The sequence below is a fragment of the Spirillospora sp. NPDC000708 genome (genome assembly GCF_040299565.1).
Lineage (GTDB): Bacteria > Actinomycetota > Actinomycetes > Streptosporangiales > Streptosporangiaceae > Spirillospora.
On the sequence record NZ_JBEPCJ010000129.1, the window covers coordinates 1 to 22,635 of the forward strand.

Sequence of the window (22,635 nt, forward strand, 5' to 3'; positions counted from 1 at the left end):
CTTGCCGATCGCGCGGGCGGCCCGCTCGCGGTCGGCCCCGGCCGCGGCCCGCTCGTCCGCCCAGCGCTCGGTCGTGAAGGCCACGGCGCCGCGCAGCGGCCACAGCATCGGGTTCGCGGCCGCCGCCACGTGGACCAGCGCGCGGAAGACGTGGTGCCGCCCGGACAGGTGGGCGTGCTCGTGCGCGAGCAGGACGCGCCGCTCCGCCTCGTCCAGGATCGACAGCATCCCGGTGGAGACGACGACGCGGCCGGGGCGGCCGGGGAGCGCGAACGCGTCCGCCGCGTCGTCCGCGACGACCGCGACGACCTCGCGGCCGGGCAGGTCGCGGGCCGCCCGCGCGCCCGCCAGCAGGGCGCGGACGCGCCGCACCGCGGCGTAGCCGCCCGCCGTCAGGCTCGCGGCCAGCGCCGGGCCCGCCAGCGTCGCCGCGATCGGGCTGGTCTGCGGGTCGCGGTGCAGGACGTGCTCGGACAGGTGGCCGAGCGCGGCGATCACCGGCAGCCGCAGCGCCCCGCCCAGCGCCAGCACGGCCAGGGTCGCGGTGCTGGCCAGCGCCAGCACGACGGCGGTGGCGGTGAGCAGCCAGGTCGCGGTGCGCGGCGGGAGCCGGCTCGACAGGGGGCGCGCGGCGAGGGCCATCACGGCGGGCACCACCAGGGGCAGCAGGCCGTCCAGGTCCATGCCGCTCACCCGCTCCCGAGGAGCGTGCGGACCAGCCGCTCGTCCTGGTCGGAGAGGGACTCGACGAACCGCGCGAGGACGGCGGCGCGGTCGGGCCGCCCGTCCAGGGCCTGGTGCATGCGCCGGGCGACCATCCCGGGCTCGTCGCTCACCGGCGCGTACCGGAAGGCGCGGCCGGACTTGCCGCGGACCAGCAGGCCCTTGCCGTGCATGCGGGTCAGGATCGTCACGACCGTGGTGTAGGCGAGGTCGCCGTCGAGGCGCTGCCGCACGCCGGCCGGGGTCAGCGGTTCGGCGGCCTGCTGCAGCACCTTCATGATCTCCGACTCCAGGGCGCCCGCCGCCCTGCGTCCGCCGGTCATGGGCGCCTCCTGGGGAGAGCCGCCGACCGCCCCTCGGACCTCGGTACGGCGCGCAGTGCGGCGCGCGGGGCGCTCACCTCACCCGCCGGTGCGCGCCGCGCGAGCCCGCCGGGCGGCGCGGCGGCACCTCGTCCGCGTGCCCGGGCTCCTGCCCGCGGGCACCGGTCTTCTTGCGGCGCGCCTTGAGCAGTTCGAGGGCGACCGGGATGAGCGACACCGCGACGATCACCGCCACGGCCGGGAGCAGGTAGTGGTCCACGTTCGGGATCGAGGAGCCGAGCAGGTAGCCGCCCAGCACCAGGCCGAGGCTCCACACCAGCCCGCCGGCGATCTGCCAGACCGTGAACACCTTGGTCGGCACGTCCAGGGCGCCCGCCAGCGGGTTCAGGACGGTCCGGACGACCGGGACGAACCGGGCCAGCACGATGGCCTTGCCGTGCCCGTACCGGGCGAGGAACTCCTCGGCCCGCTGCACCCCTTCCAGCAGGTGCCGGTTGCGGCTGCGGGCGAGCAGCGCGCGCCCGCCCCGCCGGCCGATGATGAAGCCGGTCTGGGCGCCGGCCAGGGCGCCGAAGGCGGCGGCGGCGAGCACCGCCGGCAGCGACAGCCGGGTGTCGCCGTGCGAGCTCGCCGTGCACAGCAGGCCGGCGGTGAACAGCAGCGAGTCGCCCGGCAGGAAGAAGCCGATCAGCAGCCCGGTCTCGGCGAACATCACCACGGCGATGCCGATGGCGCCGAAGGCCGCCAGCAGCGACCCGGCGTCGAGCGGGTTCACCGCCGCGGGCAGTGCGCCGAAGGCGTCGATCATGGGATCCCCCGTGTTCAGGAGGGACCGGGCCCACGCCCGGTCCGGCGTCCCCGAAATCTACACGCTTGTAGTCAGGGGTCGCGACCGCGTCGCACCTGATGATCATCGCACGGCGGGGCGGGCCGGCGGGCCGGAAGCGGGATCCCCGGGCCGATCCCCCGGCGGTCCGGTGCGGCCGCGGGCCGAGGGGCGCAGCCGCGCGCGGCCGGCCCGGCGCAGCGCGGGCAGCGCCGCCCGCGCGGGCCATCCGGCGGCCGCGACGCGCAGGGCGAGCTCGCCGGTCTCGGCGACGTAGGCCTCCAGCCGGTCGCCGGCGGCCCGGGTCAGCCGGGGCCGGACGGGCAGGACCAGCCCCCGGTGCGCGGTGCCGTCCGAGGTCAGCCGGACCTCGACGGTGCTCGCGCCCGCGCGGAGCCGCAGCCACAGCCCCCAGGTCCGGTCGGCGAGGCCGGTCGGCCGGATCACCGCGTCCGGGACGAACACCGCCTCCCAGGTGATCTCCCCGTCGAGGGCCCGGACGGTCGCCGGGACCGCGAACGCCCGGCCGTCCCGGTGCCGGTCGCGGATCTCCAGGACGCCGTCCAGGTCCGTCCCGCGCCCGAGGCGGCCGAGCGGGTTGGCGACCGTGCCGGACACCCGCAGCGCCCGCCCGGCGCGGCGCATCCGGGTGACCTCGCCGCCGAGCCGCAGCGCGCCCAGCGGGGCGGTCGCGATGCCGAGGTCGGTGATGTCGAGGACGCGGCGGCCGAGCGCGGTGCCCAGGTGGGCGCCCGGCCAGTAGACCCGGCCGTCCCGCTCCACGGGCTCGATCGCCAGGACGGGCCGTCCGGCGCCGCGCGGCGCGTAGTCGGCGGCGGCCATCGCGGCGGCGGTGTCGCCCTCCAGCACCATGAGCGCGGCGATCGCCGGGATCCGCCCGGCGTCGGCGAGGAGCGCCTCGTCCAGCTCGGCGAGGTAGCCGCGGGCCAGCTCGACGAACGCGTCCCGGTGCCCGGGCTCGCGGCCGCGCAGCTCGCGCAGGAGGCGCGGCAGCACCTCGCCGGCGAACCGGGCCTCCACCCGGCGCGCGAGGGCCTCCGCGCCCCGCGCGCGGAGCAGGGCGCCGGTCCGCCGGTGGATCTCCAGCCGGTCGGCGAAGTCGCCGAGATCGGTCCCCGCGACGTGGCTCCGGCCGGCGGACCGGTTGTGGACCCGGTCGGGCACTACCGCGATCGGCCGGGCGGCGGCGTACGCGGCGGCCGTGAACAGCAGGTCCGCGTGCCGCAGGCCGCCGGCGAACCGCAGGCCCTCCCGCTCCAGGAACGCGCGCCGGTAGCACTTGTCGGCGGCCGTCGCGTCGTCCAGCAGCTCCGGCGCGTCCGCGATCGACGGATGGAGCCGCCGCTCCCGGTACAGGCGGGGGTGCGCCGTCCGCTCCCCGTCGCGGGACACCCGGACGGAGCGCCCCGCGACGAGGTCGGCGCCCGCCTGCGCCGCGGCGGTCACCATGGTCTTGCAGGCGTGCGGATCAAGGGTGTCGCCGGCGTCGAGGAACATCACGTATCTGCCGCGCGCGTAGCGCAGGCCGAGGTTGCGGGCCCGGCCGTCGCCGCCGGACCGCTCCTGCAGCGCGAACGCGCGCACCCGGTCCCGGGCCCCCGCGACGAGCCGGGCCGTCGCGCGCGCGCCGGGCGCGCCGCCCGCCTCGTCCACGATCACGACCTCGACGCCCGGCAGCGACTGCTCCAGCGCCGAGCGGACGGCGCGGTCGAGCCCGCGCGAGCCTCCGCGGGCGACCACGACGACGGTCACGTCCGGATCCGGCAGCACTCGGCCCACCTCCTCGTCCCGGTCGGATCACCGGCGGCCTTACAGGCCACTCGCCGGATGGTAGGAGGACGAGGGTTATCGGAACGTAAGCGCCGCGACACCCCGCCGCGAACGCGCGGCGTCCGGACGGCGCGCGTTCGCGGCTGGGTGCCGTGCGGTCAGCCGATGCGGCCGACGCCGCCCAGGTAGGAGGGGACGGTGAAGTCGGGCGGCACCTCGTCCCGGCGCCGGCTCTGCCCGTGCCCCGCCTCCGCTAACGTCGCGTCCATGCGGCTTCATGTGGGATGCGCGATGTGGGCGCACACGCCGTGGCAGGGCCGGTTCCTGCCCCATCCGCTCGCTCCGGCCGAGCGCCTGCGCGCCTACGCGTCGTGGTGCAACGCCGTGGAGGGCAACACGACGTTCTACGCGACGCCGACCCGGGCGACGGTGGAGTCCTGGGCGCGGCAGACCGAGCCGGACTTCCGCTTCCTGCTCAAGCTGCCGAAGACGATCACGCACGAGCGCCGGCTCGCGGACCCCGGCGAGGACCTGCGGGCGTTCCTCGCCGCGATCGAGCCGCTCGGCCCCCGCGTCCACGCCCTCTGGATCCAGCTCCCCGGCGCGTTCGGCCCGCACGACCTCGGCGCGCTGGCGGCGTTCCTGCGCGGCCTGCCGCCCGCGTACCGGTACGCCGCCGAGGTCCGGCACCGGGCCTTCTTCGAGGACGGCCGGGCCGCCCGCGACCTCATGCGGGTCCTCGCCGGGTCCGGGGCGGAATGGGTGCCGTTCGACACGACCGTGCTGTTCCGGAGCCCGCCGACCAGCGACGCCGAACGGGACGCGTGGACGAAGAAGCCGCGCGTGCCGCGCCGGGCACCCGCCCTGACCGACCGCCCGGTGGTCCGCTACCTCGGCCGCGACGACACGTCCCGCACGGTCGAGGGCTGGCGGCCGTGGGCGGAGAAGGTCGCCGGCTGGCTGCGCGAGGGCCGCTCGCCGACGGTGTTCGTGCACACCCCGGACAACGCCGAGGCGCTGCCGCTGGCCCGCCGCTTCCACGACGACGTGCGCGCCCTCGTCCCCGAACTGGAACCGCTCCCCGAGCCCGTCCCGGCCGAACCGCCGACGCTCTTCTGAAGGGATGACCACGGTGCCCGCCCAGAACACGGTGTCCGCTAGAAACACGGTGCCCGCTAGAAACACGGTGCCCGCTTATGACGTCGTCGTCGCCGGCGGCGGCCACAACGGCCTCGTCGCCGCCGCCTACCTCGCGCGCGCGGGCCGGCGCGTGCTCGTGCTCGAACGCCTCCCGCACCTCGGCGGGCTGGCGGTGTCCGCGCGGCCGTTCCCCGGCGTGGACGCGCGGGTGTCGCGGTACTCGTACCTGGTCAGCCTGCTGCCCGCGGAGATCGTCCGGGATCTCGGGCTGCCGGTCGAGCTGCGGCGGCGCCGGTTCGCCTCCTACACGCCGTCCGGCGACTCGGGCGTGCTGGTGGACGGCGCCGACGAGGCCCGCACCGCCGCGTCGTTCGCGTCCGTCACCGGGGACGGCCGCGACTTCGCCGCCTGGCGGCGGTTCTACGGCCTGGCCGGGCACGTCGCGCGGCGGGTCGCGCCAACCCTGCTGGAGCCGCTGCCCGACCGCGCCGCCCTGCGCGCGGCGGTCGGCGACGACGAGGCGTGGCGGACGTTCTTCGAGCGCCCGATCGGCGCGTCGGTGGACGCGCTGTTCCGCCACGACACGGTGCGCGGGATCGTACTGACCGACGCGCTGATCGGCACCTTCGCCGACCCGGCGGACCCGTCCCTGCTGGCGAACCGCTGCCTGCTCTACCACGTGATCGGCAACGGCACCGGCGACTGGAACGTGCCGGTCGGCGGCATGGGCGCGGTGACGGAGGCGCTCGCCGGCGCGGCGCGGGCGGCGGGCGCGGAGCTGCGGCCCGGGATGGAGGTCCTCGCGATCGACCCGGCGTCCGGAGAGGTCGCCTTCCGCGACGCGGACGGCGCCGAGCACGCGGTCACCGGGCGCCGGATCCTCGCCGCGCTGCCTCCCTCGGTGCTGTCCCGGCTCCTCGGCGAGGCACCGCAGGATCCGCCCGAAGGGTCGCAGCTCAAGGTGAACATGGTGCTCGCCCGCCTGCCCCGGCTGCGCGACCCGTCGGTCCGCCCCGAGGAGGCGTTCGGCGGCACCTTCCACATCAACGAGGGGCGCGACCGGCTCGCCGCCGCCCACGCGCAGGCGGCGGCCGGGACGATCCCGGACGTCCCTCCGGCGGAGGTCTACTGCCACTCCCTGACGGACCCGTCGATCCTGGGCGCGGACCTGCGCCGGTCCGGGGCGCACACGCTGACGCTGTTCGGCCTGCACATGCCCGCCCGGCTGTTCCGCGCCGATCCCGCGCAGGCGCGGGACGAGGCGCTGCGCGCGACGCTCGCCTCGTTCGGCTCCGTGCTCGCCGAGCCGATCGAGGACTGCCTGCTCCGCGCGCCGGACGGCGCGCCCTGCCTGGAGGTGAAGACGCCCGTCGACCTCGAACGGGACGCGGGCCTGCCGGGCGGCCACATCTTCCACCGCGACCTCGCCTGGCCCTACGCGGAGGGCACGGCGGAGCGGTGGGGCGTCGAGACCGCCCACCCGCGCCTGCTGCTGTGCGGCGCGGGCGCGCGGCGCGGCGGGGGCGTGAGCGGCATCCCCGGCCACAACGCCGCCCGCGCCGTCCTGGAGGGCCGCTAGTTCTGGAAGCCGCTAGTTCTGGGGGCGCTGGATCTGGGGGCCGCTAGATCTGGAGCTGGTCGGCGAGGCGGGCGCGGTGCGCGCTCGGGGGGCCGAACAGCAGCTCGGAGCTCTTGGCGCGCTTGTAGTACAGGTGCGCGTCGTGCTCCCAGGTGTAGCCGATGCCTCCGTGGAACTGGACCATGTCCGTCGCCGTCCGGAAGTAGGCGGGCCCGACGTAGGTCTGCGCCAGCGCGGCGGCCGTGGGCAGTTCGGCCAGGTCGTGGTCGGCGGTCCAGGCGGCGTACCGCACGACGGACACGGCGAGCTCCCACGCGCTGTACATGTCGGCGCAGCCGTGCTTGACCGCCTGGTAGGAGCCGATCGGACGGCCGAACTGCACCCGCGCCTTGGCGTGGTCGACGGTCAGCTCCATCGCGCGCCGCATCCCGCCGGCCTGCTCGGCGGCCAGCGCGACGGCGGCGAGGCCGGTGACGGTCTCCAGCGCGGCGCCGGGGTCGGCGCTGACCAGCCTGCGGGCGGGGGCCGCGGCGAAGTCGATCCGCGCGAGCCGCCGCGTCGGGTCGAGCCCGGTCAGGGTCGTGCGGGCGACCCCGGGCGCGCCGCCCTCCACCGCGAACCAGCCGGGTCCGCCTGGGGCGCGGGCGTAGACCAGGAGCAGGTCGGCGGAGTCGCCGGCGAGCACGGGGGTCTTGGTGCCGGTCAGCTCCCAGCGGCCGTCGCGCTCGGCCGCCGTGGTCGCGCCGCCCGCGAGGTCCCAGGCGCCGTCCTCGGCGGCGGCGACGGTCCCGATCAGCTCGCCGGCGGCCAGCCGCGGCAGGTGGTCGCCGCCGGCGCCGACGTCGTCGAGGGCGAGCAGCGCGTCCGTGGCGAGCACGGCGGAGGCGAGGAACGGCGCGGGCGTCAGGGCGGCGCCGAGCTCCTCCAGGACGACGGCGCGCTCCACGTGGCCCGCGCCGGCGCCGCCGAACGACTCCGGCACGACCAGGCCGAGGACGCCGAGATCGCCGAGGGTGCGCCAGAGCGCCCGGTCGAACCCGTCCGGGGAGTCCATCGCCTCGCGGACCTTCGCGCTCGGCGCCCGGTCGGCCAGCACCTTGCGGACGGTGGCCCGCAGCTCCTCCTGCTCGGGGTCCAGAACGAGCCTCATCGGGCGTCCTCCGTCCGCTGCGTGCCGACCTTGAGTTCGCGGAACGGGACGTCCCGGTCCACCTGCGGCTCCTTCGGCAGGCCGAGGACGCGCTCGCCGATGATGTTCCGCTGCACCTCGTTGGTGCCGCCCGCGATGCCGGTGGCGGGCGCCGAGTTGATGCTCAGCGCGAGGTCGTCGCCGTGCCGGTCGCCGGGCTCCCAGGCGACCGCGCCCGCGCCCGCCAGCTCCCCCGCGACCTCGATGGCGCGGCGCAGCTGGAGCGCGCCGGCCAGCTTGCCGACCGAGCCGCGCGCCCCCGGCGGGCGGCCCGCCTGCGCCTCCTGCCGCAGCCGCGCGTTGAACAGCTCAAGCGCGCGCTCGTGCGCGTACAGCCCGGCGAGCCGCTCGCGGTGCGCCGGGGCGTCGGTGGCGCCCTGCCGGCGGGCCAGGGCCAGCACCGCGTCGAACGTCAGCGCGCTGTTGCGGGACGGGCGGGACCCGCCGATCGCCACCCGCTCGTGCCCGAGCATGGTGATCGCCGCCCGCCAGCCCTGCCCGACCTCGCCGATGACGGCGTCCGCGGGGATCCGCACGTCGTCGAGGTAGACCTCGTTGAACGGCGCCTTGCCGGACATGTCCTTCAGCGGCCGGACGGTCACCCCCGGCGCGCGCATGTCCACGATGAACATGGTGAGGCCCGCGTGCTTCGGGACGTCGGGGTCGGTGCGGGCGAGCAGCGCGCCGAAGTCGGCCCACTGCGCGTTCGTCGTCCAGACCTTCTGCCCGTTCACCACCCAGCCGCCGTCGTCGCGGACGGCCCTGGTCTGCAGGCTCGCCACGTCCGACCCGGCGCCCGGCTCGGAGAACAGCTGGCACCAGATCTCCTCGCCGCTCAGCAGCGGGCGCAGGTAGCGGCTCTTCTGCTCGGCGGTGCCGATGTCGACCAGCGTCGGCCCGCACATGCCCATGTTGACGATGAACGGGTAGGTCGGCAGGTCGTACTCGGCGGCCTCCTCCGCGAAGATCTGCTGCTCGACCGTGCCGAGGCCCTGCCCGCCGGCCTCCTTCGGCCAGGTGATGCCCGCGAAGCCCGCCTCGTACAGCGCCGCCTGGAACCGCTTGGCCGCGCTCAGCTGCTCTTCGGGCGGCAGGCCGCCGACCGGGCCGGGGGCGTTCGCGGCCAGCCACGCGCGCACCCTGGCGCGGTAGTCCTCTGTCATCTCGTCGCCTCCACTCGTCAGCGTCGCCGCTCGTCAGATCTCGTCCGCGCGCAGGCCGGCGCGGGCCTTCTCGGCCAGTTCGACGCCGAGGGCCGCGCGCTCGCGGGCCTCCGCGAGGTAGCCGTCGTCGGCCATGTGACCGGCGAGGTAGCGGGCCTGCACCCCGGCGCCGATGCACGCCGACCGCCAGTTTGCGAACGCCGTCCAGTACGGCAGGTCGGACAGGTCGCGTCCCGACAGCCGCGCGTACCGCCCGGCCAGGTCGGCGCGGGACGCGAACCCGGACACGGTCGTCGGCCCGAGCGGCGCGGCGCCGGGCGGGTCGTCCGGCTCCTGCCAGGTCGAGACGGTGTAGCCGAGGTCGGCGAGGGCGTCGCCGGACGTCGCCAGCTCCCAGTCGAACACGGCGCGGACCGTCCCGTCGGGGCCGAACGCGAGGTTCCCCGGACGGTAGTCGCCGTGCACGATGCCGGTGCCCTGCTTCGGGACGCGCGCGGCGAGCATGTCGTGCACCTCGTCGAGCAGCGGGAGGTAGGCGGCGCCGGACTGGTGCGCCTGGTGCCGCCAGCGCCGCAGTTGCCGCTCGGCGAAGCCGGTGCGGCGGACCATGTCGCCGAGCCCGACCTCGTGAGGATCGAGGGCGTGCAGTGCGGCGAGCACGTCCACGAGGTTCTCGCACGCGCTCGCCCTCGCCTCGGGCACCAGCTTCTCGGCGGCGGCGCGGTCGGCGAGGACGGTCCCGTCCACGAACCCCATCACGTAGAACGGCGCCCCGGTGACGGCGGCGTCGTCGCAGAACGCCAGCGGGGGCGCGACGGGGACGGCGGTCCCGGCCATCGCCGAGATGAACCGCCACTCCCGCCCCATGTCGTGCGCCGTCTCCAGCACGCCGCCGGTGGGCGGGCGGCGCAGCGCGTACACGGCGCCCGCCGCGTCGGTGACCCGGTAGGTGAGGTTGGACCGGCCGCCCGACACCAGCGCGAACCGGACCGGGGCGGCCAGCCCGCCGACGTGGGTCGCCAGCCACTCCCCCACCCGCTCGGCGTCGATCCCCGGCGGCCCGGGGTCGGCGGCGCGCGCGTCCGGCATCGGCCTCAGCCCTTCCTCTCGGCGCGGCCGGCCTTGTTCGGGCCGGCGAAGCCGAACAGGTAGCCCGCCACCTTGCGCATCTGGACCTCCTCGGCGCCCTCGGTGATCCGGTAGCGGCGGTGGTGGCGGTAGATGTGCTCGAACGGGGTGTGCCGGGTGTAGCCGAGGCCGCCGTGCACCTGCATCGCGCGGTCGGCCGCCTCGCACACGAACCGGTTGGCGCGGTAGTTGCACATCGAGACCTTGTCGCTGATCCGCACGTGCGGGACCCGGTCCAGCTCCCACGCCGTCTTGCGGACGAGCCCGCGCAGCATCTCCGCCTCGGTCTGCAGCTCCACCAGCGGCCACTGGATCGCCTGCCGGGTGGCGAGCGGCTGCCCGAACGTCACCCGCTCCCGCGCGTACTCGACGCTGCGGTCGATGCAGTACTGGCCCGCGCCGACCCCGGACGCGGCCTGCCGGATCCGGTTCTCGTGCACGAAGGTCTGCGCGACCGCCAGCCCCTCGCCCTCCGCGCCGAACACCGCCGAGTCCGGCACCCGGACGTCCCGGATCGTGACCTCCGCGTGGTCGGTGGGCATGTTGAGCGTCCACCAGTGGAAGTCGACGGAGAACCCCGGCGCGTCGGTCGGGACGAAGAACGCGGTGATCCCGCGCGCGTCGCCCGGCTTCCCGGACGTGCGGGCGAACACCACGTCGTGGGTGGCCGAGTGCATGCCGGAGTTGAAGCGCTTCGCGCCGTTGATCACCCAGTCGCCGCCGTCCCGGACGGCGGTGGTCTCCATCCAGGTCGCGTCGCTGCCGTGGTCGGGCTCGGTGAGCCCGAAGCCGATGCGCTTCTCGCGGGCGAGCATCGGCCGCAGGAACTCCTCCTTCTGCTCGTCCGTCCCGAATTCCAGCAGCATGTGGGCGAACGGGAAGTTCCCCACGACCGACGACTCGTTCTGCAGGTCGTTGTGCAGGCCGAGGCCCTTGTGGGCGAGGTGCTCGCGGATCACCGCCATGTCCAGGTTGGTGCCGTCCGAGCCGCCGAGCGACCCGGGCAGGCCGTAGCGCAGCCAGCCGGCCGCGTCGGCCCGCCGGAACATCTCGCCGAGCAGCTCCTCCCACTCCGGGCGCGGCACGCCGCCGTTCTCGAAGTCGGTCCGCGCGTACTCGCGGCGGTGGTCGAAGAAGCGCTCGTTGTCGTCCTGCGCCTGCAGCGGCGCGATCTCCCGCTCGATGAACGCGTCGAGGTCGGCCAGGAGCCGGGTCAGCTCCGCGGGCAGCTCGAAGTCCACGCACCCTCCCTAACGCTTGCTCAGGTCAGCTTGGCACCGGACGCGGCTCCCGGGGAAGCCGCCCCGGGTCAGCCGATCCTGGTCCCCTGCGACTCCCAGTACGGGTCGCGCAACCGCCGCTTGAGCGCCTTGCCCGACGGGTTGCGCGGCACCTCGGCGATCCGGTCGTAGCCGCGCGGCACCTTGTACGAGGCGAGGTGGTCGCGGCAGAACGCGTCCAGGTCCGCGTCGGACGCCTCGGCGCCCGGGTGCGGCACGATCGCCGCGTGCACGGACTCGCCCCACTCCTGCGACGGGATCCCGAACACGGCCGCGTCCGCGATCGCCGGATGCGCGGTCAGCACCGCCTCGATCTCGGCCGGGTAGATGTTCATCCCGCCCGAGATGATCATGTCGGTGCGGCGGTCGCAGATGTAGTAGAAGCCCTCCTCGTCGCGGTAGGCGATGTCGCCGACCGTGAGCCACTCGCCGAGCCGGGCGTCCTCGAACTTGCGGTCCGCCTTGTAGTAGGCGTCGAACGTCGCCTTGCTGCGCACGTACAGGTCGCCGGGCACCTGCGGCTCCTCGACGCGCCCGCCCTTGTCGTCGAACAGCGCGATCTCGATGCCGGGCGCGGGCCGCCCGCAGCTGCCCGGCTTGCGCATCTGGTCCTCCGGTCGCAGGATCGTGTCGACGCCCAGCTCCGTCGATCCGTACACCTCGAACAGCGACCCGTCGCCGATCTTCTCGACGTAGCGGCGCTTCAGCTCGAACGGCCAGGGCGCCGCGTTGGCGATGACCCGCCGCAGCGACGACAGGTCGCGGGCCGCGATCACCTCGTCCGGCAGGTCCAGCACGCGCCGGATCGGGGTCGGCGCCGAGAACGTCGCGGTCACCCCGTGCTCCTCGACCAGCTCCAGCCAGCGCTCGGGGTCGAAGTCGCGCATCACCACGACGGTCCCGCCCATCTGCTGGACGATCAGCATGAAGCTCATCGGGCCGGAGTGGTAGAGCGGGCCGGTCGTCAGGTACACGTCGTCGGGCCGGTAGCCGATCTCCGTCACCAGCCCGATGACGATCTCCGGGTCCGGCTGCCCGCGCACCACGCCCTTCGGCTTGCCGGTCGTCCCGGACGTGTAGAACATCGCGGTGCCCGCCGCCGGGTCGTCGCCCGCGGCGGCCGGTTCGGTCTCCGGGCTCGCGGCCGCGGCGGCGTCCAGGTCCGACGCCCAGTCCGGCACCCCGCCGGCGCCGCTCCGGAACGCCAGCCAGCCGCGGACGCCCTCGACCTCGCGAGCCGCGAGCTCCAGCTGCGGCGCCTGCTCCACGTCGAACAGCACCAGCGCGCTGTCGGCGTTCGCGACGACGTAGGACGCCTCCTCGGGGCTCAGCCGGTAGTTCAGCGGGACGCCGACCGCGCCGGCCTTGCGCAGCGCGGCGATCAGGGTGACGACCTCGGTACTGTTGCGCCCGCACCAGGCCACCTTGGTGCCGGCCCGGACGCCGAGGCCCACCAGCACGTTGGCGTAGCGGTTGACCAGCGCGTTGAACGCGGTGTAGCTCAGCCGCCGGTCCCCCTCGATGATCGCGGTCTTGGACGGGTGGGCGGCGGTCAGCGCCGCCAGCGGATCGGGGACGGGTGCGGTCACGGTGTCACACTCCCGGTTGCCGGCTGGGATGGCATTGAACGAATGTACGTTGGAATGCAGGGCGGAATCCAGAGGAGGATCTTCGTGGACGACGACGCAGGCACCGGACCGCGGCGCGCGTCCCGCGGGCGCGGCACGCCGGCCCACCGCACCACCGCCGACGTCACGCCCACGTCGAGCGACGCGCTGTCCCGGCCGACCGACACGCCCGGCACCCGGATCCTCATCTCGGCGGCCGTCGAGACGATGTCGGAGAAGGGCTTCAACGGCACGTCCGTCCGCGACATCGCCGACCGCGCCGGGATGAGCCCGGCGGTGCTCTACCACTACTTCGGCTCCAAGCACGACCTGCTCGTGGCGATCATGCACCGGACCATCGACCACCTCATCGACCGCTGCGCCGCCGTCCTGGCCGACGCCCCGCCCGACCCCGCCGTGCGGCTGCGCCGGCTCGTCCGCGAGCACGTCCTCGTGCACACCGAACTGCGCCGCGAGGCCGTGCTCGGCGTCGGCGAGATGCACAGCATCGAGCGGCGCGAGCGCGCCCTGCTCATCGCCAAGCGCGACAAGCACGAGCGGATGTTCCACCGCGTCGTGAACGAGGGCGCCGCGTCCGGCGCGTTCGGCACGCCCTACCCGGCCGAGGCCGTCCGCGGCATCCTCACGATGGCGACGGGCGTGTCGGTGTGGTTCCGCGAAGGCGGCCCGCTCACCGCCGCCGAGGTGGCCGACCGCTTCGCCCACCTCGCCCTGGCCCTCGTGCAGGCGGACCCGGCTGTCACGTTTCCCCTCCCGCGGGGGTCATAGAAGGGACCATCGCCGTCCCCGAAGGGATCCTCCACCGATGCGCAAGCTCGGAACCGCCGTGGCCGCCGCGGCCGCCCTCGCCCTGCCCTTCCTCGCCGCCTCGCCCGCGTCCGCCGCGTCCGGCTGGACGGTCGTCAATCCCTCCTCCGCCGGCGTCTTCACCGCCGACTCCGGGACCCTGACCATCACGGCGGGCGGCACGGCCATCACCTGCCCCACCATGCACCTCGCCGGAACGCTGCCGAGCGTGTCCTCCGGCCCGGCCGGGCTCGGGCGCATCGGGAACGGCTACGCCGAGAACTGCACGGACGCCAAGGGCGTGACGTGGGGCGTCTCGATCTCCGGTGGCTGGACCGGCGACATCCTGGACGGGAAGAGCTACGACGCCGCAGCAGGACGGGCCGAACTGACGGTGTTCAACCCGTTCATCATCGTCCACAGCGCCTCGTGCTCCTTCATCCTGTCCGCTCTCAACGCCACCTACACCAACAGCGGTTCGGTGCTGCGGACCGGGCAGGGCGCCGTCGGCTACGGCGGGGGCTGCGGAATCGCGGCCGGCACCAGCGTCTCCTTCGCGGCGGCGTTCACCGTCAGCCCGGCGGTCACCATCACGGGGCCGAGCGCCTGACGGCGCGGCGGACGCCGGGGCCGTCCGTCGCGGGCGGGCCCGGCGACCCGCCGGTCAGCAGTTGCGGGGCGGCGCGGAGGCGGAGCCGGTCGTGCAGCGGACCTGGTCCAGCGAGCGCAGGATCCGGTCGAGGCGCTGCGCGGTGGGGTCGGTGACGTACTCCAGGACGGCGTGGTCGAACGCGGCGGCCATCACGGTCGGCATCGAGTCCGAGGCGTCGAAGCGGACCGTCCCCGCGCTCGCCAGGGTCTGCGCGATCCGCCGCGACAGCGGATCCGGGTAGTCGCCCGGCGGGACGGACCGGTTGAGCGAGAACGCGCCGCTCCCCGGGCGCTTGATCCACGCCTCCTGGGCCTTCGCCGTCGTCAGGTACGCGACGAGCCTGCGGGCGGCCGGCGTGGCGCGGAACATGCCGAGCAGGTCGCCGCCGATCTCCACCGCCCGCCCTCCCGGGAACGGCACGAAGTCGTAGTCGCGTCCCGCCTGCGGGCGGCCGGACGTCTGCCCGTAGAAGGCGGTGATGAACGACGCCTCGTGGTCGAACAGGCAGCCCGGCGGGTTCGCGAACATCGGCGCGCCCGCCTTGCCGTAGCCGGTGAGGAGGATGGCGTCCGTGCCGGAGCGGGTGCCGGCCACCACGCTCCCGAACGTCCGCCACGCCTTGCGGATCGGGTCCGACGTCCACTCCAGATCGCCGGACACCCACTGGTCGTAGACGGCGGCGCCGGACTCGTGCAGCACGACGTCCTCGATCCAGTCGGTGCCCGGCCAGCCCGAGTTGGACGTGTCCTCCAGGCCGAGGCACCAGGGCTTCGCCGCCGCGCCGGACGCGATCCTCGCCAGGTCGGCGAAGGACCCGATCGGCTGCGCGAGCCGCGCCCGCGTCGCCGCCGGCAGGGTCCGCGGGGCGTACCAGATCAGGCCCTTCACGGCCGCCTTGACGACGATGCCGTAGGGGCGGCGGACGCCGTCCGGGCCGGTCGCGCCGGTCAGGTCGCCGCCGATGCCCTGCTGCGCGCCGCCGACCGGCGCCAGCTCCCCGGCGGCGGCGTAGGTGCGCAGGTCGCCGGGCGTGGCGAGGACGGCGGTGTCGGGCGGCGTGCCGTCGTGCAGCTCGCTGGCGAGGATGGCGCGGGCGTCGCGGGTGCCCGTGTAGTCGACGTGGATGCCGGTGCTCTTCTCGAAGCCGGCCAGCACCTCGCGGAACGCGTCGCCCTCGGCGCCCGTCCACGAGCCGAGCACCGTGACGCTCTGCGCGGAGCCGGCGCCGCCGCAGGACACGGTGGTGAACGCGCAGAGCAGGAGGAGCGCTGCCAGCAGTCGCACGGTCATCTCCTGTATTCGCGGAGCCGGATCCACAGGCCGAGGGCGGAGAGCCCCGCCACGGCCAGCGACAGCAGCGGCAGGCCGGCGTCCAAGCCGCGGGTGTCGGTGGCGTCGGACAGCTTCGCCTCCAGGGGCCGCTGCGCCTTGTCCGCCGCGGCGACGTCGAGGCCGCCGCCCTGCGGCGCGGTGCGTCCGGCGCGGAGCGCGCCGGACCCGGCGTCCGCGTCGCGGATCTGCGCCTGCAGCGTCCGGTCGAAGGCGGGCACTCCGTGGTCGGACGCGTCCGCGAAGGCGTGGTCGACGTGCAGGAACGTCAGGGACGTCCAGACGAGCAGCCCGACCAGCAGGACGCTCGCGGCGGCCAGCGGCAGGTTGAGCAGCCGCCGGAACCGCCGCGCCATCGACACCTGCGCGTAGCCGAGGACGGCGAGCAGGACCGCGCCGATGGCGGCGGTGCCGAGCGCGAGGCCGCCGCCGGCCCAGGCCGAATCCCGCCGGTCGTCGATGCCGCGCAGGTCCCGCCGCGCGATCTCGTCGATCCGGGAGAGCAGCCCGCCGTCGCCGTGCAGCAGGTCGGAGGCGTAGCCGAGATAGGCGTACCCGAGTTTTTCGAGCCCTTCCCGATAGGTGGCGTCGGCCTGTTCCACGAGCCCCTGATAGGTGACGACCTGCGCGTTCACGGCGCGCAGCAGATCCCGTCCGGCGGCGCCGCCGAAATCGAGTTCGGCGAGGTGCGCGAGATTGTCGCCGGCCGTCGTCAGGTCGTCCCGGAACCGCTGGCCGGGGCCGATGAGCTGCGCCGCGCCGGAGCGGAAGCTCTGCCACGCGGCCCGGTCGGCGTCCGACAGCGCGGCGTGCGCGGTGCGGGCGCTGACGTAGGCGGGGACGCCGCCGTCCTTCACCGACGACACCGCCGACCGGCTTCCGACCAGCACCGCCGTGGCCGCCAGCCAGGACAGCACCGCGAGCCCGACGGCCGCCGCCAGCACCGTCCACAGCCAGCGCGGGGTGCTCCACTTCCTCGGGACCGCCCGGGCAGCCAGCGCAACCGACACGCGGGCCATGGTAATCCGCGGCCCTTTACCCGGTCATTTCGATTACCGGACGAAAAGCACTCCCGCGCCGCGGGACATTGGCCGGATCAGGACAGCATGGCGGCCGTCACCGCAGCTCATTCCGTTTCGTAGGCGAGATTCGGGCGCAGCCACCGCTCGATTTCGGGAAGGGCGAGCCCGCGCCGCGCCGCGTAGTCCTCGGTCTGGTCGCGGCCGATCCGCCCGACGGTGAAGTACCGCGCGGACGGGTGCGCGAAGATCAGCCCGCTGACGCTGGCGGCCGGCGTCATCGCGTACGACTCGGTCAGCCCGATGCCGAGGCGGTCCGCGCCGAGCAGCTCGAACAGGTCCTTCTTCTCGCTGTGGTCGGGGCTCGCCGGGTAGCCGAGCGCGGGGCGGATGCCGCGGAACCGCTCGGCGTGCAGGTCCTCCAGCTTCGGGTCGGCGTCCGGCTCGAACCAGTCGCGCCGCGCCTGGAGGTGGGCGTACTCGGCGAACGCCTCGGCGAGCCGGTCCGCGAGCGCCTTCACCATGATCGACCGGTAGTCGTCGTTGTCGGCCTCGAACTGCGCGGCGAGTTCCTCCGCGCCGAGCACCGTGACCGCGAACCCGCCGAGGTGGTCTCCCGCCGGGGCGATGTAGTCGGCCAGGCACCGGTTGGGGCGGCCCGCCGGCTTGGCGGTCTGCTGCCGCAGCATCGGGAACCGCGTCCCGTCCTCGGTGTCGAGGACGATGTCGTCGCCGTCGGAGTGCGCGGGCCAGAACGCGTAGGCGCCGCGGGCGCGCAGCAGCCCGTCCGCGATGATCTTGTCGAGCAGGCTGTTGCCGTCGTCGAACAGCTCGCGCGCGACCGGCTGGTCGAGGATCGCCGGGTACTTGCCCTTCAGCTCCCAGGCGAGGAAGAAGAACTGCCAGTCGATCATCGCGCGCAGCTCCTCCAGACCGGGCTCGAGGACGCGCACCCCGGTGAAGGCGGGCACGGGCAGGTCGTCGAAGGGCACGGTCTCGCGGTTCGCGCGGGCCTGCTCGATCGTCAGCATCGGCGCGCGCTGCTTCTTCTCGTGCTGCTCGCGGAGCCGCTGCTGCTCCTCGGCGTTGGAGATCGCGAGGGCGTCGGCGCGCTCGGGGTCGAGCAGGTCCGAGACGACGCCGACGACGCGGGAGGCGTCCAGCACGTGCACGGTCGTCTGGTCGTAGGCGGGCGCGATCCGCACCGCGGTGTGCTGGCGGGACGTGGTCGCGCCGCCGATCAGCAGCGGCAGGTTCATCCCGCGGCGCTGCATCTCGGTGGCGACCGACACCATCTCGTCCAGCGACGGGGTGATCAGCCCGGACAGCCCGACCGCGTCGGCGCCCTCCGCGATCGCGGTGTCGAGGATCTTCGCGGCGGGCACCATCACGCCGAGGTCGACGACGTCGTAGTTGTTGCAGCCGAGGACGACGCCGACGATGTTCTTGCCGATGTCGTGCACGTCGCCCTTGACCGTCGCAAGGACGATCTTGCCCTGGCCGCGGTCGTCCTGGACGCGGCCCTCGGCCAGCGCCTTCTCCTTCTCGGCCTCCATGAACGGTTCCAGGTAGGCGACCGAGCGCTTCATCGCGCGGGCGCTCTTGACCACCTGCGGCAGGAACATCTTGCCGGACCCGAACAGGTCGCCGACGACCTTCATGCCGTCCATCAGCGGGCCCTCGATGACGTCGAGCGGGCGCGGCAGCTTCTGCCGGGCCTCCTCGGTGTCCTCCTCGATGAAGTCGACGATCCCGTGCACGAGGGCGTGCGACAGCCGCTGCTCCACCGGCGCGTCCCGCCAGGACAGGTCGACCTCGCGCCGCGTCCCCTTGCCCTTGACGTTCTCGGCGAACGACACGAGCCGGTCGGTGGCGTCCGGGCGCCGGTCGAACAGCACGTCCTCGACGAGTTCGAGCAGGTCGGCGGGGATGTCCTCGTAGACGGCGAGCTGCCCGGCGTTGACGATCCCCATGTCCAGCCCGGCCTTCACCGCGTGGAACAGGAACGCCGAGTGCATCGCCTCGCGGACGACCTCGTTGCCGCGGAACGAGAACGACAGGTTCGAGATGCCGCCGCTGGTGCGGGCGCCGGGGCAGCGCTCCTTGATCCGCGGCAGCGCGTCGATGAACGCCTTGGCGTAGCCGTTGTGCTCGGCGATGCCCGTCGCGACGGCCAGCACGTTCGGGTCGAAGATGATGTCCTCGGGCGCGAACCCGGCCCGCTGCGTGAGCAGGTCGTAGGCGCGGCCGCAGATCTCCACCTTGCGGTCGGCGGTGTCGGCCTGGCCCTGCTCGTCGAACGCCATGACGACGACGCCGGCGCCGAAGTCGCGGATGCGGCGGGCCTGCTCCAGGAAGGGCTCCTCGCCCTCCTTGAGGCTGATCGAGTTGACGACGCCCTTGCCCTGGACGGTCTTCAGCCCGGCCTCCAGCACGCTCCACCGCGAGCTGTCCACCATGATCGGGATGCGGGCCACCTCGGGCTCGGTCGCGATCAGGTTGAGGAACGTGGTCATCTCCCGCTCGCTGTCGAGCAGGTCGGCGTCCATGTTGACGTCGAGGAGGTTGGCGCCGCCGCGCACCTGCTCCAGCGCCACGTCCACGGCGCCCTGGTGGTCGCCCGCCTCGATGAGCTTGCGGAACCGCTTGGAGCCGGTGACGTTGGTGCGCTCGCCGATCATGACGAAGCCGGTGTCCCGGCCGATCTCGAACGGCTCCAGGCCGCTGAAGCGGGTCGCGGCGCCGGGCGCGGCGACCTCGCGCGGGGCGCTGCCGCGCACCGCGCCGGCGATGCGGGCGATGTGCGCGGGGCCCGTGCCGCAGCAGCCGCCGACGGCGTTGACCATGCCGGCCGCGGCGAAGTCGCCGAGCTTGACGCCCATCTCGTCCGGCGTCTGGTCGTAGCCGCCGAAGGCGTTCGGCAGGCCCGCGTTCGGGTGGCAGGCGGTGTAGGTGCCGGCGAGGCGCGCGAGCTCCTCGACGTGCGGGCGCATCTCCTCGGCGCCCAGCGAGCAGTTCACGCCGACGACCAGCGGCTCGGCGTGCTCGATCGAGCGCCAGAACGCCTCGACGGTCTGCCCGGACAGCGTCCGGCCGGACAGGTCGACGATCGTCACCGAGATCCACAGCGGCAGCTCGGGGGCGACCTCGCGGGCCGCGGCGATGGCCGCCTTCGCGTTCAGCGTGTCGAAGATCGTCTCGATCAGCAGCAGGTCGACGCCGCCCTCGGCGAGGCCCGCGATCTGCTCCGCGTAGGAGGCCTTGACCTGGTCGAAGGTGACGGCGCGGTAGGCCGGGTCCTCGACGCGGGGCGACAGCGACAGGGTGACGTTGAGCGGGCCGACGGACCCGGCGACGAACCGGTTCCCGTACTCGTCGGCCGCCTGCCGGGCGAGCCGGGCGCCCTGCACGTTCATCTCGCGGACCAGGCCCTCCAGCCCGTAGTCCGCCTGCCCGATGCTGGTCGCGGTGAAGGTGTTCGTGGTCGTGACGTCGGCGCCGGCCTCGAGGTACTGCCGGTGGACGTCCAGGATCACGTCGGGGCGGGTGAGGTTCAGCAGGTCGGGGTCGCCGGTGACGTCCTTCTCGTGGTCCCCGCCGATGAGGTCGCCCCGGTAGTCCTCGGGGGTGAGCCCGGCGCCCTGGAGCATCGTGCCCCACGCCCCGTCGAGCACCACGATCCGCTCGTCCAGAAGCCCGCGCAGCTCTTCGGTCATGCCCACCAGCCACCTCCCGTGTCGTTGGGAGGCGCCCTTGCGTGTTCCGGTCTCGGGCCGAGCGTGGCGGACGCCCGCGCGTCCGTTGCAGCGCCTCTCGGCCCGAGTCCGAGGTTACCGAATGGACCCGGCGCCTGTGAAACTCCCGCCCCCCTTTCCCGTACGACCCCAGGCGGGAGCGGGTGCGGTCAGGGGCGGCCGCAGGCGCGGAGCAGCGCCGCGGTGAACGCGCCGGGGTCGAAGGCCGGGAGGACGGCGGCGAGGTGGCCGTCGGGACGGACGAGGTGGACGGTGCCGGGGCCCGGTCGCACCGCTCCCCGGCGGCGGCCAGGGCGACGAACTCCGTGCCGAACAGCCGCCGCAGCCGGGTCGCGCGCCGGCCGGCGACGCAGGGGCCGTCGGGGCAGAGGACGCCGGGGACCGGCGGGCGGGCGGCCCCGGCGGCGCGCGGGAACCCGTCGGCGGGCCCGGACGGGGTGGTCAGCGGCGAGTCCAGGTACCAGTACGGTTCGGCGAGCTTCCCCGAGTCGATGCGGGCGCGCGCGCCGGGGTCGGTGAGCGCGGCGTCCAGAGCGGTCCGCCGCCGTTCCCTCTCCTCGTCGGTGTGGGGGACGAGGAACTCCATCGTGCGGGTGGTGACCGCGAGGTTCTCCTGCGCGGCCGCCCGGCGCTCGGTGTCGTAGCTCGCGAGGAGGAGCTCGGAGCCGTGGCCGCGGCGGGCGAACGCGATCTTCCAGGCGAGGTTCTCGGCGTCCTGGACGCCGGAGTTCAGCCCGCGCGCCCCGAACGGCGCGTACAGGTGCGCCGCGTCCCCCGCCAGGAACGCCCGGCCGCGGCGGAACGTCTCGGCGCACCGCTGGTGGAAGCGGTACACCGACGCCCACACGATCTCGTAGGGGGCGTCGCCGGTGATCTCCCGGATGCGGGCGCCCAGCGCCCCGGAGGCGCGCTCGGCCTCGAAGTCGTAGCCGGCGGGCATCTGCCAGTCGATCCGCCACGTCCGGTCGGGGCACTGGTGCACGAGCACCTGCCGGCCGGGGTTCCACGCGGGGTCGAAGTGGAACCGGCGCTCGTTCGGGAAGGGCAGGTCGGCGCGGACGTCGCAGATGAGGAACCGGTCGTCGAACGAGCGGCCGGGGAACCCGACGCCGAGGAGCCGGCGGACCGCGCTGTGCGGCCCGTCCGCCCCGATCAGGTGGGTTCCGGCGACGGAGGTCTCGCCGTCCGGGGTCTCCGCGCGGACCCGCACTCCGTCCTCGTCCTGGTGGAGGCCGGTGACGCGGTGCCCGTACCGGACGTCCACCAGCGGCTCGGCGTCCGCCAGGTCGCGCAGGTACCGTTCGACCTCGGCCTGCGAGATGTTGATCCAGGGCGGGACGTCGCCGCGCCCGGTGCCGGGGAACGTGACCGCGAACAGCTCGGTGCCGCGGTAGTAGGTGCGGCCGGTCGTCCAGGTGACGCCGCGCGCGATCATCCGCTCGGCGCAGCCGACGCGGTCCAGGACGTCGAGGACGTCGCGCTGGAAGCAGATCGCCTTGGACCCGGCCGGCTCGCACCGGTCCGCGGCCTCCAGGACGGTCGCGGGCACGCCGGCCCTCGCCAGCAGCAGCGCGGCGACCAGGCCCACCGGCCCGGCCCCGGCCACGACGACCGGCGCGTCCGGTGCGTCGGCCGGTGCGTCCGGCCCGGCCGGTGCCGGGTCAGCCCTGGAGCTCATCCCAGACGGCCCGGTCGCGCTCGGCGGTCCAAATGGCGGGGCGCTCGACGCCGGACAGCTCGTCCCACAGCCGGGACACGTCGAACGGCAGGCAGTGCTCGAAGATCGGCCACCGCCCGTACTCCGGCTCCAGCTCGGCGTGGACCGCCTCGAACGCCTCCTTCAGCGTCCCGCCGCGCCCCTGCACGGCCGTCACCTCGCGGATCATCACCTGAAGGAAGTGCCGCGTCTGCCCGATCGCCGCGTCCACCGCCTCCCGGCCGGCCGCCACCGCGCCGCGGCCGCCCACCAGCGCCTCGGCGCCCAGGGCCGCGACCCGGTCCAGCGTCCCCGACGCCCAGTCCCGATGGAAGGCGTCCCCGGTGTAGAGCGCCGCCTGCGCCTCCACGAGGTCACCGGCGAACAGCACCTTGTGCTTCGGCAGCCACGCCACGATGTCGCCCTCGGTGTGCCCGCGCCCGCAGTACCGCAGCACCAGCTCGCCGCGTTCGCCGCCGAGCTGGATGGTGAACCGGTCGCTGAACGTCGCCGTCGGCCACGTCAGGCCGGGAATCGACTCCGGCTCCTTGAACAGCCGCGGCATCCGCCCGAGCTCCGACTCCCAGTCCTGCCGCCCGCGCTCGGCGACCAGCTCGCGGGTCTTCTC

At 74.7% G+C, this 22,635-nt stretch carries 18 protein-coding genes and 1 pseudogene; 4 read left to right on the forward strand and 15 right to left on the reverse strand.

The window, feature by feature from the left end; genetic code table 11:
• From ABT299_RS48005 to ABT299_RS48020, 4 genes are all read right to left on the reverse strand, one after another.
• The coding region (locus ABT299_RS48005) for a M48 family metalloprotease (RefSeq protein ID WP_500254915.1) at positions 1-684 on the reverse strand (684 nt) is incomplete at its 3' end.
• Between the two features lie 5 nt (positions 685-689).
• Positions 690-1,046: a BlaI/MecI/CopY family transcriptional regulator gene (locus tag ABT299_RS48010; protein WP_190858863.1), complete on the reverse strand. Its 357-nt coding sequence runs from the start codon at positions 1,044-1,046 to the stop codon at positions 690-692.
• Positions 1,047-1,119: 73 nt separating this feature from the next.
• Positions 1,120-1,854: a DedA family protein gene (locus ABT299_RS48015; RefSeq protein WP_190858861.1), complete on the reverse strand. Its 735-nt coding sequence runs from the start codon at positions 1,852-1,854 to the stop codon at positions 1,120-1,122.
• A 102-nt stretch (positions 1,855-1,956) separates the two neighbouring features.
• Positions 1,957-3,663, reverse strand: coding sequence for a glycosyltransferase family 2 protein (locus tag ABT299_RS48020; RefSeq protein WP_500254904.1), 1,707 nt, complete (start codon positions 3,661-3,663; stop codon positions 1,957-1,959).
• 267 nt (positions 3,664-3,930) lie between these two features.
• Here ABT299_RS48020 and ABT299_RS48025 point away from each other — a divergent pair, with 267 nt between their 5' ends.
• A complete protein-coding gene (locus tag ABT299_RS48025) occupies positions 3,931-4,782 on the forward strand; it encodes a DUF72 domain-containing protein (protein ID WP_190858856.1) in 852 nt (283 codons plus the stop codon).
• Between the two features lie 67 nt (positions 4,783-4,849).
• The gene (locus tag ABT299_RS48030) at positions 4,850-6,382 is read left to right on the forward strand and encodes a phytoene desaturase family protein (protein ID WP_500254905.1); all 1,533 of its coding nucleotides are present in this window, start codon (positions 4,850-4,852) and stop codon (positions 6,380-6,382) included.
• A 43-nt stretch (positions 6,383-6,425) separates the two neighbouring features.
• On the opposite strand, the gene ABT299_RS48035 is transcribed toward ABT299_RS48030, so the two are convergent.
• The 5 genes from ABT299_RS48035 to ABT299_RS48055 form a co-directional block, all read right to left on the reverse strand.
• On the reverse strand, positions 6,426-7,532 hold the full coding sequence (locus ABT299_RS48035; RefSeq protein ID WP_500254906.1) for an acyl-CoA dehydrogenase family protein: 1,107 nt from the start codon (positions 7,530-7,532) through the stop codon (positions 6,426-6,428).
• Positions 7,529-8,734: an acyl-CoA dehydrogenase family protein gene (locus ABT299_RS48040; protein WP_500254907.1), complete on the reverse strand. Its 1,206-nt coding sequence runs from the start codon at positions 8,732-8,734 to the stop codon at positions 7,529-7,531. Before ABT299_RS48040 ends, ABT299_RS48035 begins: the two co-directional genes overlap by 4 nt.
• Before the next feature lie 33 nt (positions 8,735-8,767).
• Positions 8,768-9,823, reverse strand: coding sequence for a phosphotransferase family protein (locus tag ABT299_RS48045; RefSeq protein ID WP_500254908.1), 1,056 nt, complete (start codon positions 9,821-9,823; stop codon positions 8,768-8,770).
• A 5-nt stretch (positions 9,824-9,828) separates the two neighbouring features.
• Positions 9,829-11,103 (reverse strand): acyl-CoA dehydrogenase family protein, encoded by a 1,275-nt coding sequence (locus tag ABT299_RS48050; RefSeq protein WP_500254909.1) that lies wholly within the window; start codon positions 11,101-11,103, stop codon positions 9,829-9,831.
• A gap of 68 nt (positions 11,104-11,171) precedes the next feature.
• The gene (locus ABT299_RS48055; RefSeq protein ID WP_500254910.1) at positions 11,172-12,731 is read right to left on the reverse strand and encodes a class I adenylate-forming enzyme family protein; all 1,560 of its coding nucleotides are present in this window, start codon (positions 12,729-12,731) and stop codon (positions 11,172-11,174) included.
• Between the two features lie 84 nt (positions 12,732-12,815).
• On the opposite strand from ABT299_RS48055, the gene ABT299_RS48060 reads away from it, so the two are divergent.
• Both ABT299_RS48060 and ABT299_RS48065 read left to right on the forward strand, forming a co-directional pair.
• Positions 12,816-13,538, forward strand: a complete 723-nt coding sequence (locus tag ABT299_RS48060; protein ID WP_190858840.1) for a TetR/AcrR family transcriptional regulator — start codon at positions 12,816-12,818, stop codon at positions 13,536-13,538.
• A 37-nt stretch (positions 13,539-13,575) separates the two neighbouring features.
• Positions 13,576-14,166, forward strand: coding sequence for a hypothetical protein (locus tag ABT299_RS48065; RefSeq protein WP_500254911.1), 591 nt, complete (start codon positions 13,576-13,578; stop codon positions 14,164-14,166).
• 54 nt (positions 14,167-14,220) lie between these two features.
• On the opposite strand, the gene ABT299_RS48070 is transcribed toward ABT299_RS48065, so the two are convergent.
• The 6 genes and pseudogenes from ABT299_RS48070 to ABT299_RS48095 all read right to left on the reverse strand — a co-directional run.
• Positions 14,221-15,492, reverse strand: a complete 1,272-nt coding sequence (locus ABT299_RS48070) for an extracellular solute-binding protein (protein ID WP_190858835.1) — start codon at positions 15,490-15,492, stop codon at positions 14,221-14,223.
• 2 nt (positions 15,493-15,494) lie between these two features.
• The gene (locus ABT299_RS48075) at positions 15,495-16,547 is read right to left on the reverse strand and encodes a GlnX family signal transduction membrane protein (RefSeq protein ID WP_387019690.1); all 1,053 of its coding nucleotides are present in this window, start codon (positions 16,545-16,547) and stop codon (positions 15,495-15,497) included.
• 116 nt (positions 16,548-16,663) lie between these two features.
• Positions 16,664-20,272 (reverse strand): methionine synthase, encoded by a 3,609-nt coding sequence (gene metH / locus ABT299_RS48080; protein ID WP_500254912.1) that lies wholly within the window; start codon positions 20,270-20,272, stop codon positions 16,664-16,666.
• A gap of 188 nt (positions 20,273-20,460) precedes the next feature.
• Positions 20,461-20,583 carry a hypothetical protein gene (locus ABT299_RS48085; RefSeq protein WP_500254913.1) on the reverse strand — a complete coding sequence of 41 codons (123 nt, stop codon included), beginning with the start codon at positions 20,581-20,583 and terminating at the stop codon, positions 20,461-20,463.
• 62 nt (positions 20,584-20,645) lie between these two features.
• Positions 20,646-21,989 (reverse strand): annotated as a pseudogene (locus ABT299_RS48090) (FAD-dependent monooxygenase); the annotation flags it as partial.
• On the reverse strand, positions 21,973-22,635 hold a 663-nt coding region (locus ABT299_RS48095; RefSeq protein ID WP_500254914.1), incomplete at its 5' end, for an MBL fold metallo-hydrolase. The pseudogene ABT299_RS48090 and the gene ABT299_RS48095, both read right to left, overlap by 17 nt.

Coding starts and splice junctions, on each gene's coding strand:
- ABT299_RS48010 (WP_190858863.1), bottom strand. CDS start 1,046: ATGACCGGCGGACGCAGGGCGGCGGGCGCCCTGGAGTCGGAGATCATG.
- ABT299_RS48015 (WP_190858861.1), bottom strand. CDS start 1,854: ATGATCGACGCCTTCGGCGCACTGCCCGCGGCGGTGAACCCGCTCGAC.
- ABT299_RS48025 (WP_190858856.1), top strand. CDS start 3,931: ATGCGGCTTCATGTGGGATGCGCGATGTGGGCGCACACGCCGTGGCAG.
- ABT299_RS48035 (WP_500254906.1), bottom strand. CDS start 7,532: ATGAGGCTCGTTCTGGACCCCGAGCAGGAGGAGCTGCGGGCCACCGTC.
- ABT299_RS48040 (WP_500254907.1), bottom strand. CDS start 8,734: ATGACAGAGGACTACCGCGCCAGGGTGCGCGCGTGGCTGGCCGCGAAC.
- ABT299_RS48045 (WP_500254908.1), bottom strand. CDS start 9,823: ATGCCGGACGCGCGCGCCGCCGACCCCGGGCCGCCGGGGATCGACGCC.
- ABT299_RS48065 (WP_500254911.1), top strand. CDS start 13,576: ATGCGCAAGCTCGGAACCGCCGTGGCCGCCGCGGCCGCCCTCGCCCTG.
- metH (WP_500254912.1), bottom strand. CDS start 20,272: ATGACCGAAGAGCTGCGCGGGCTTCTGGACGAGCGGATCGTGGTGCTC.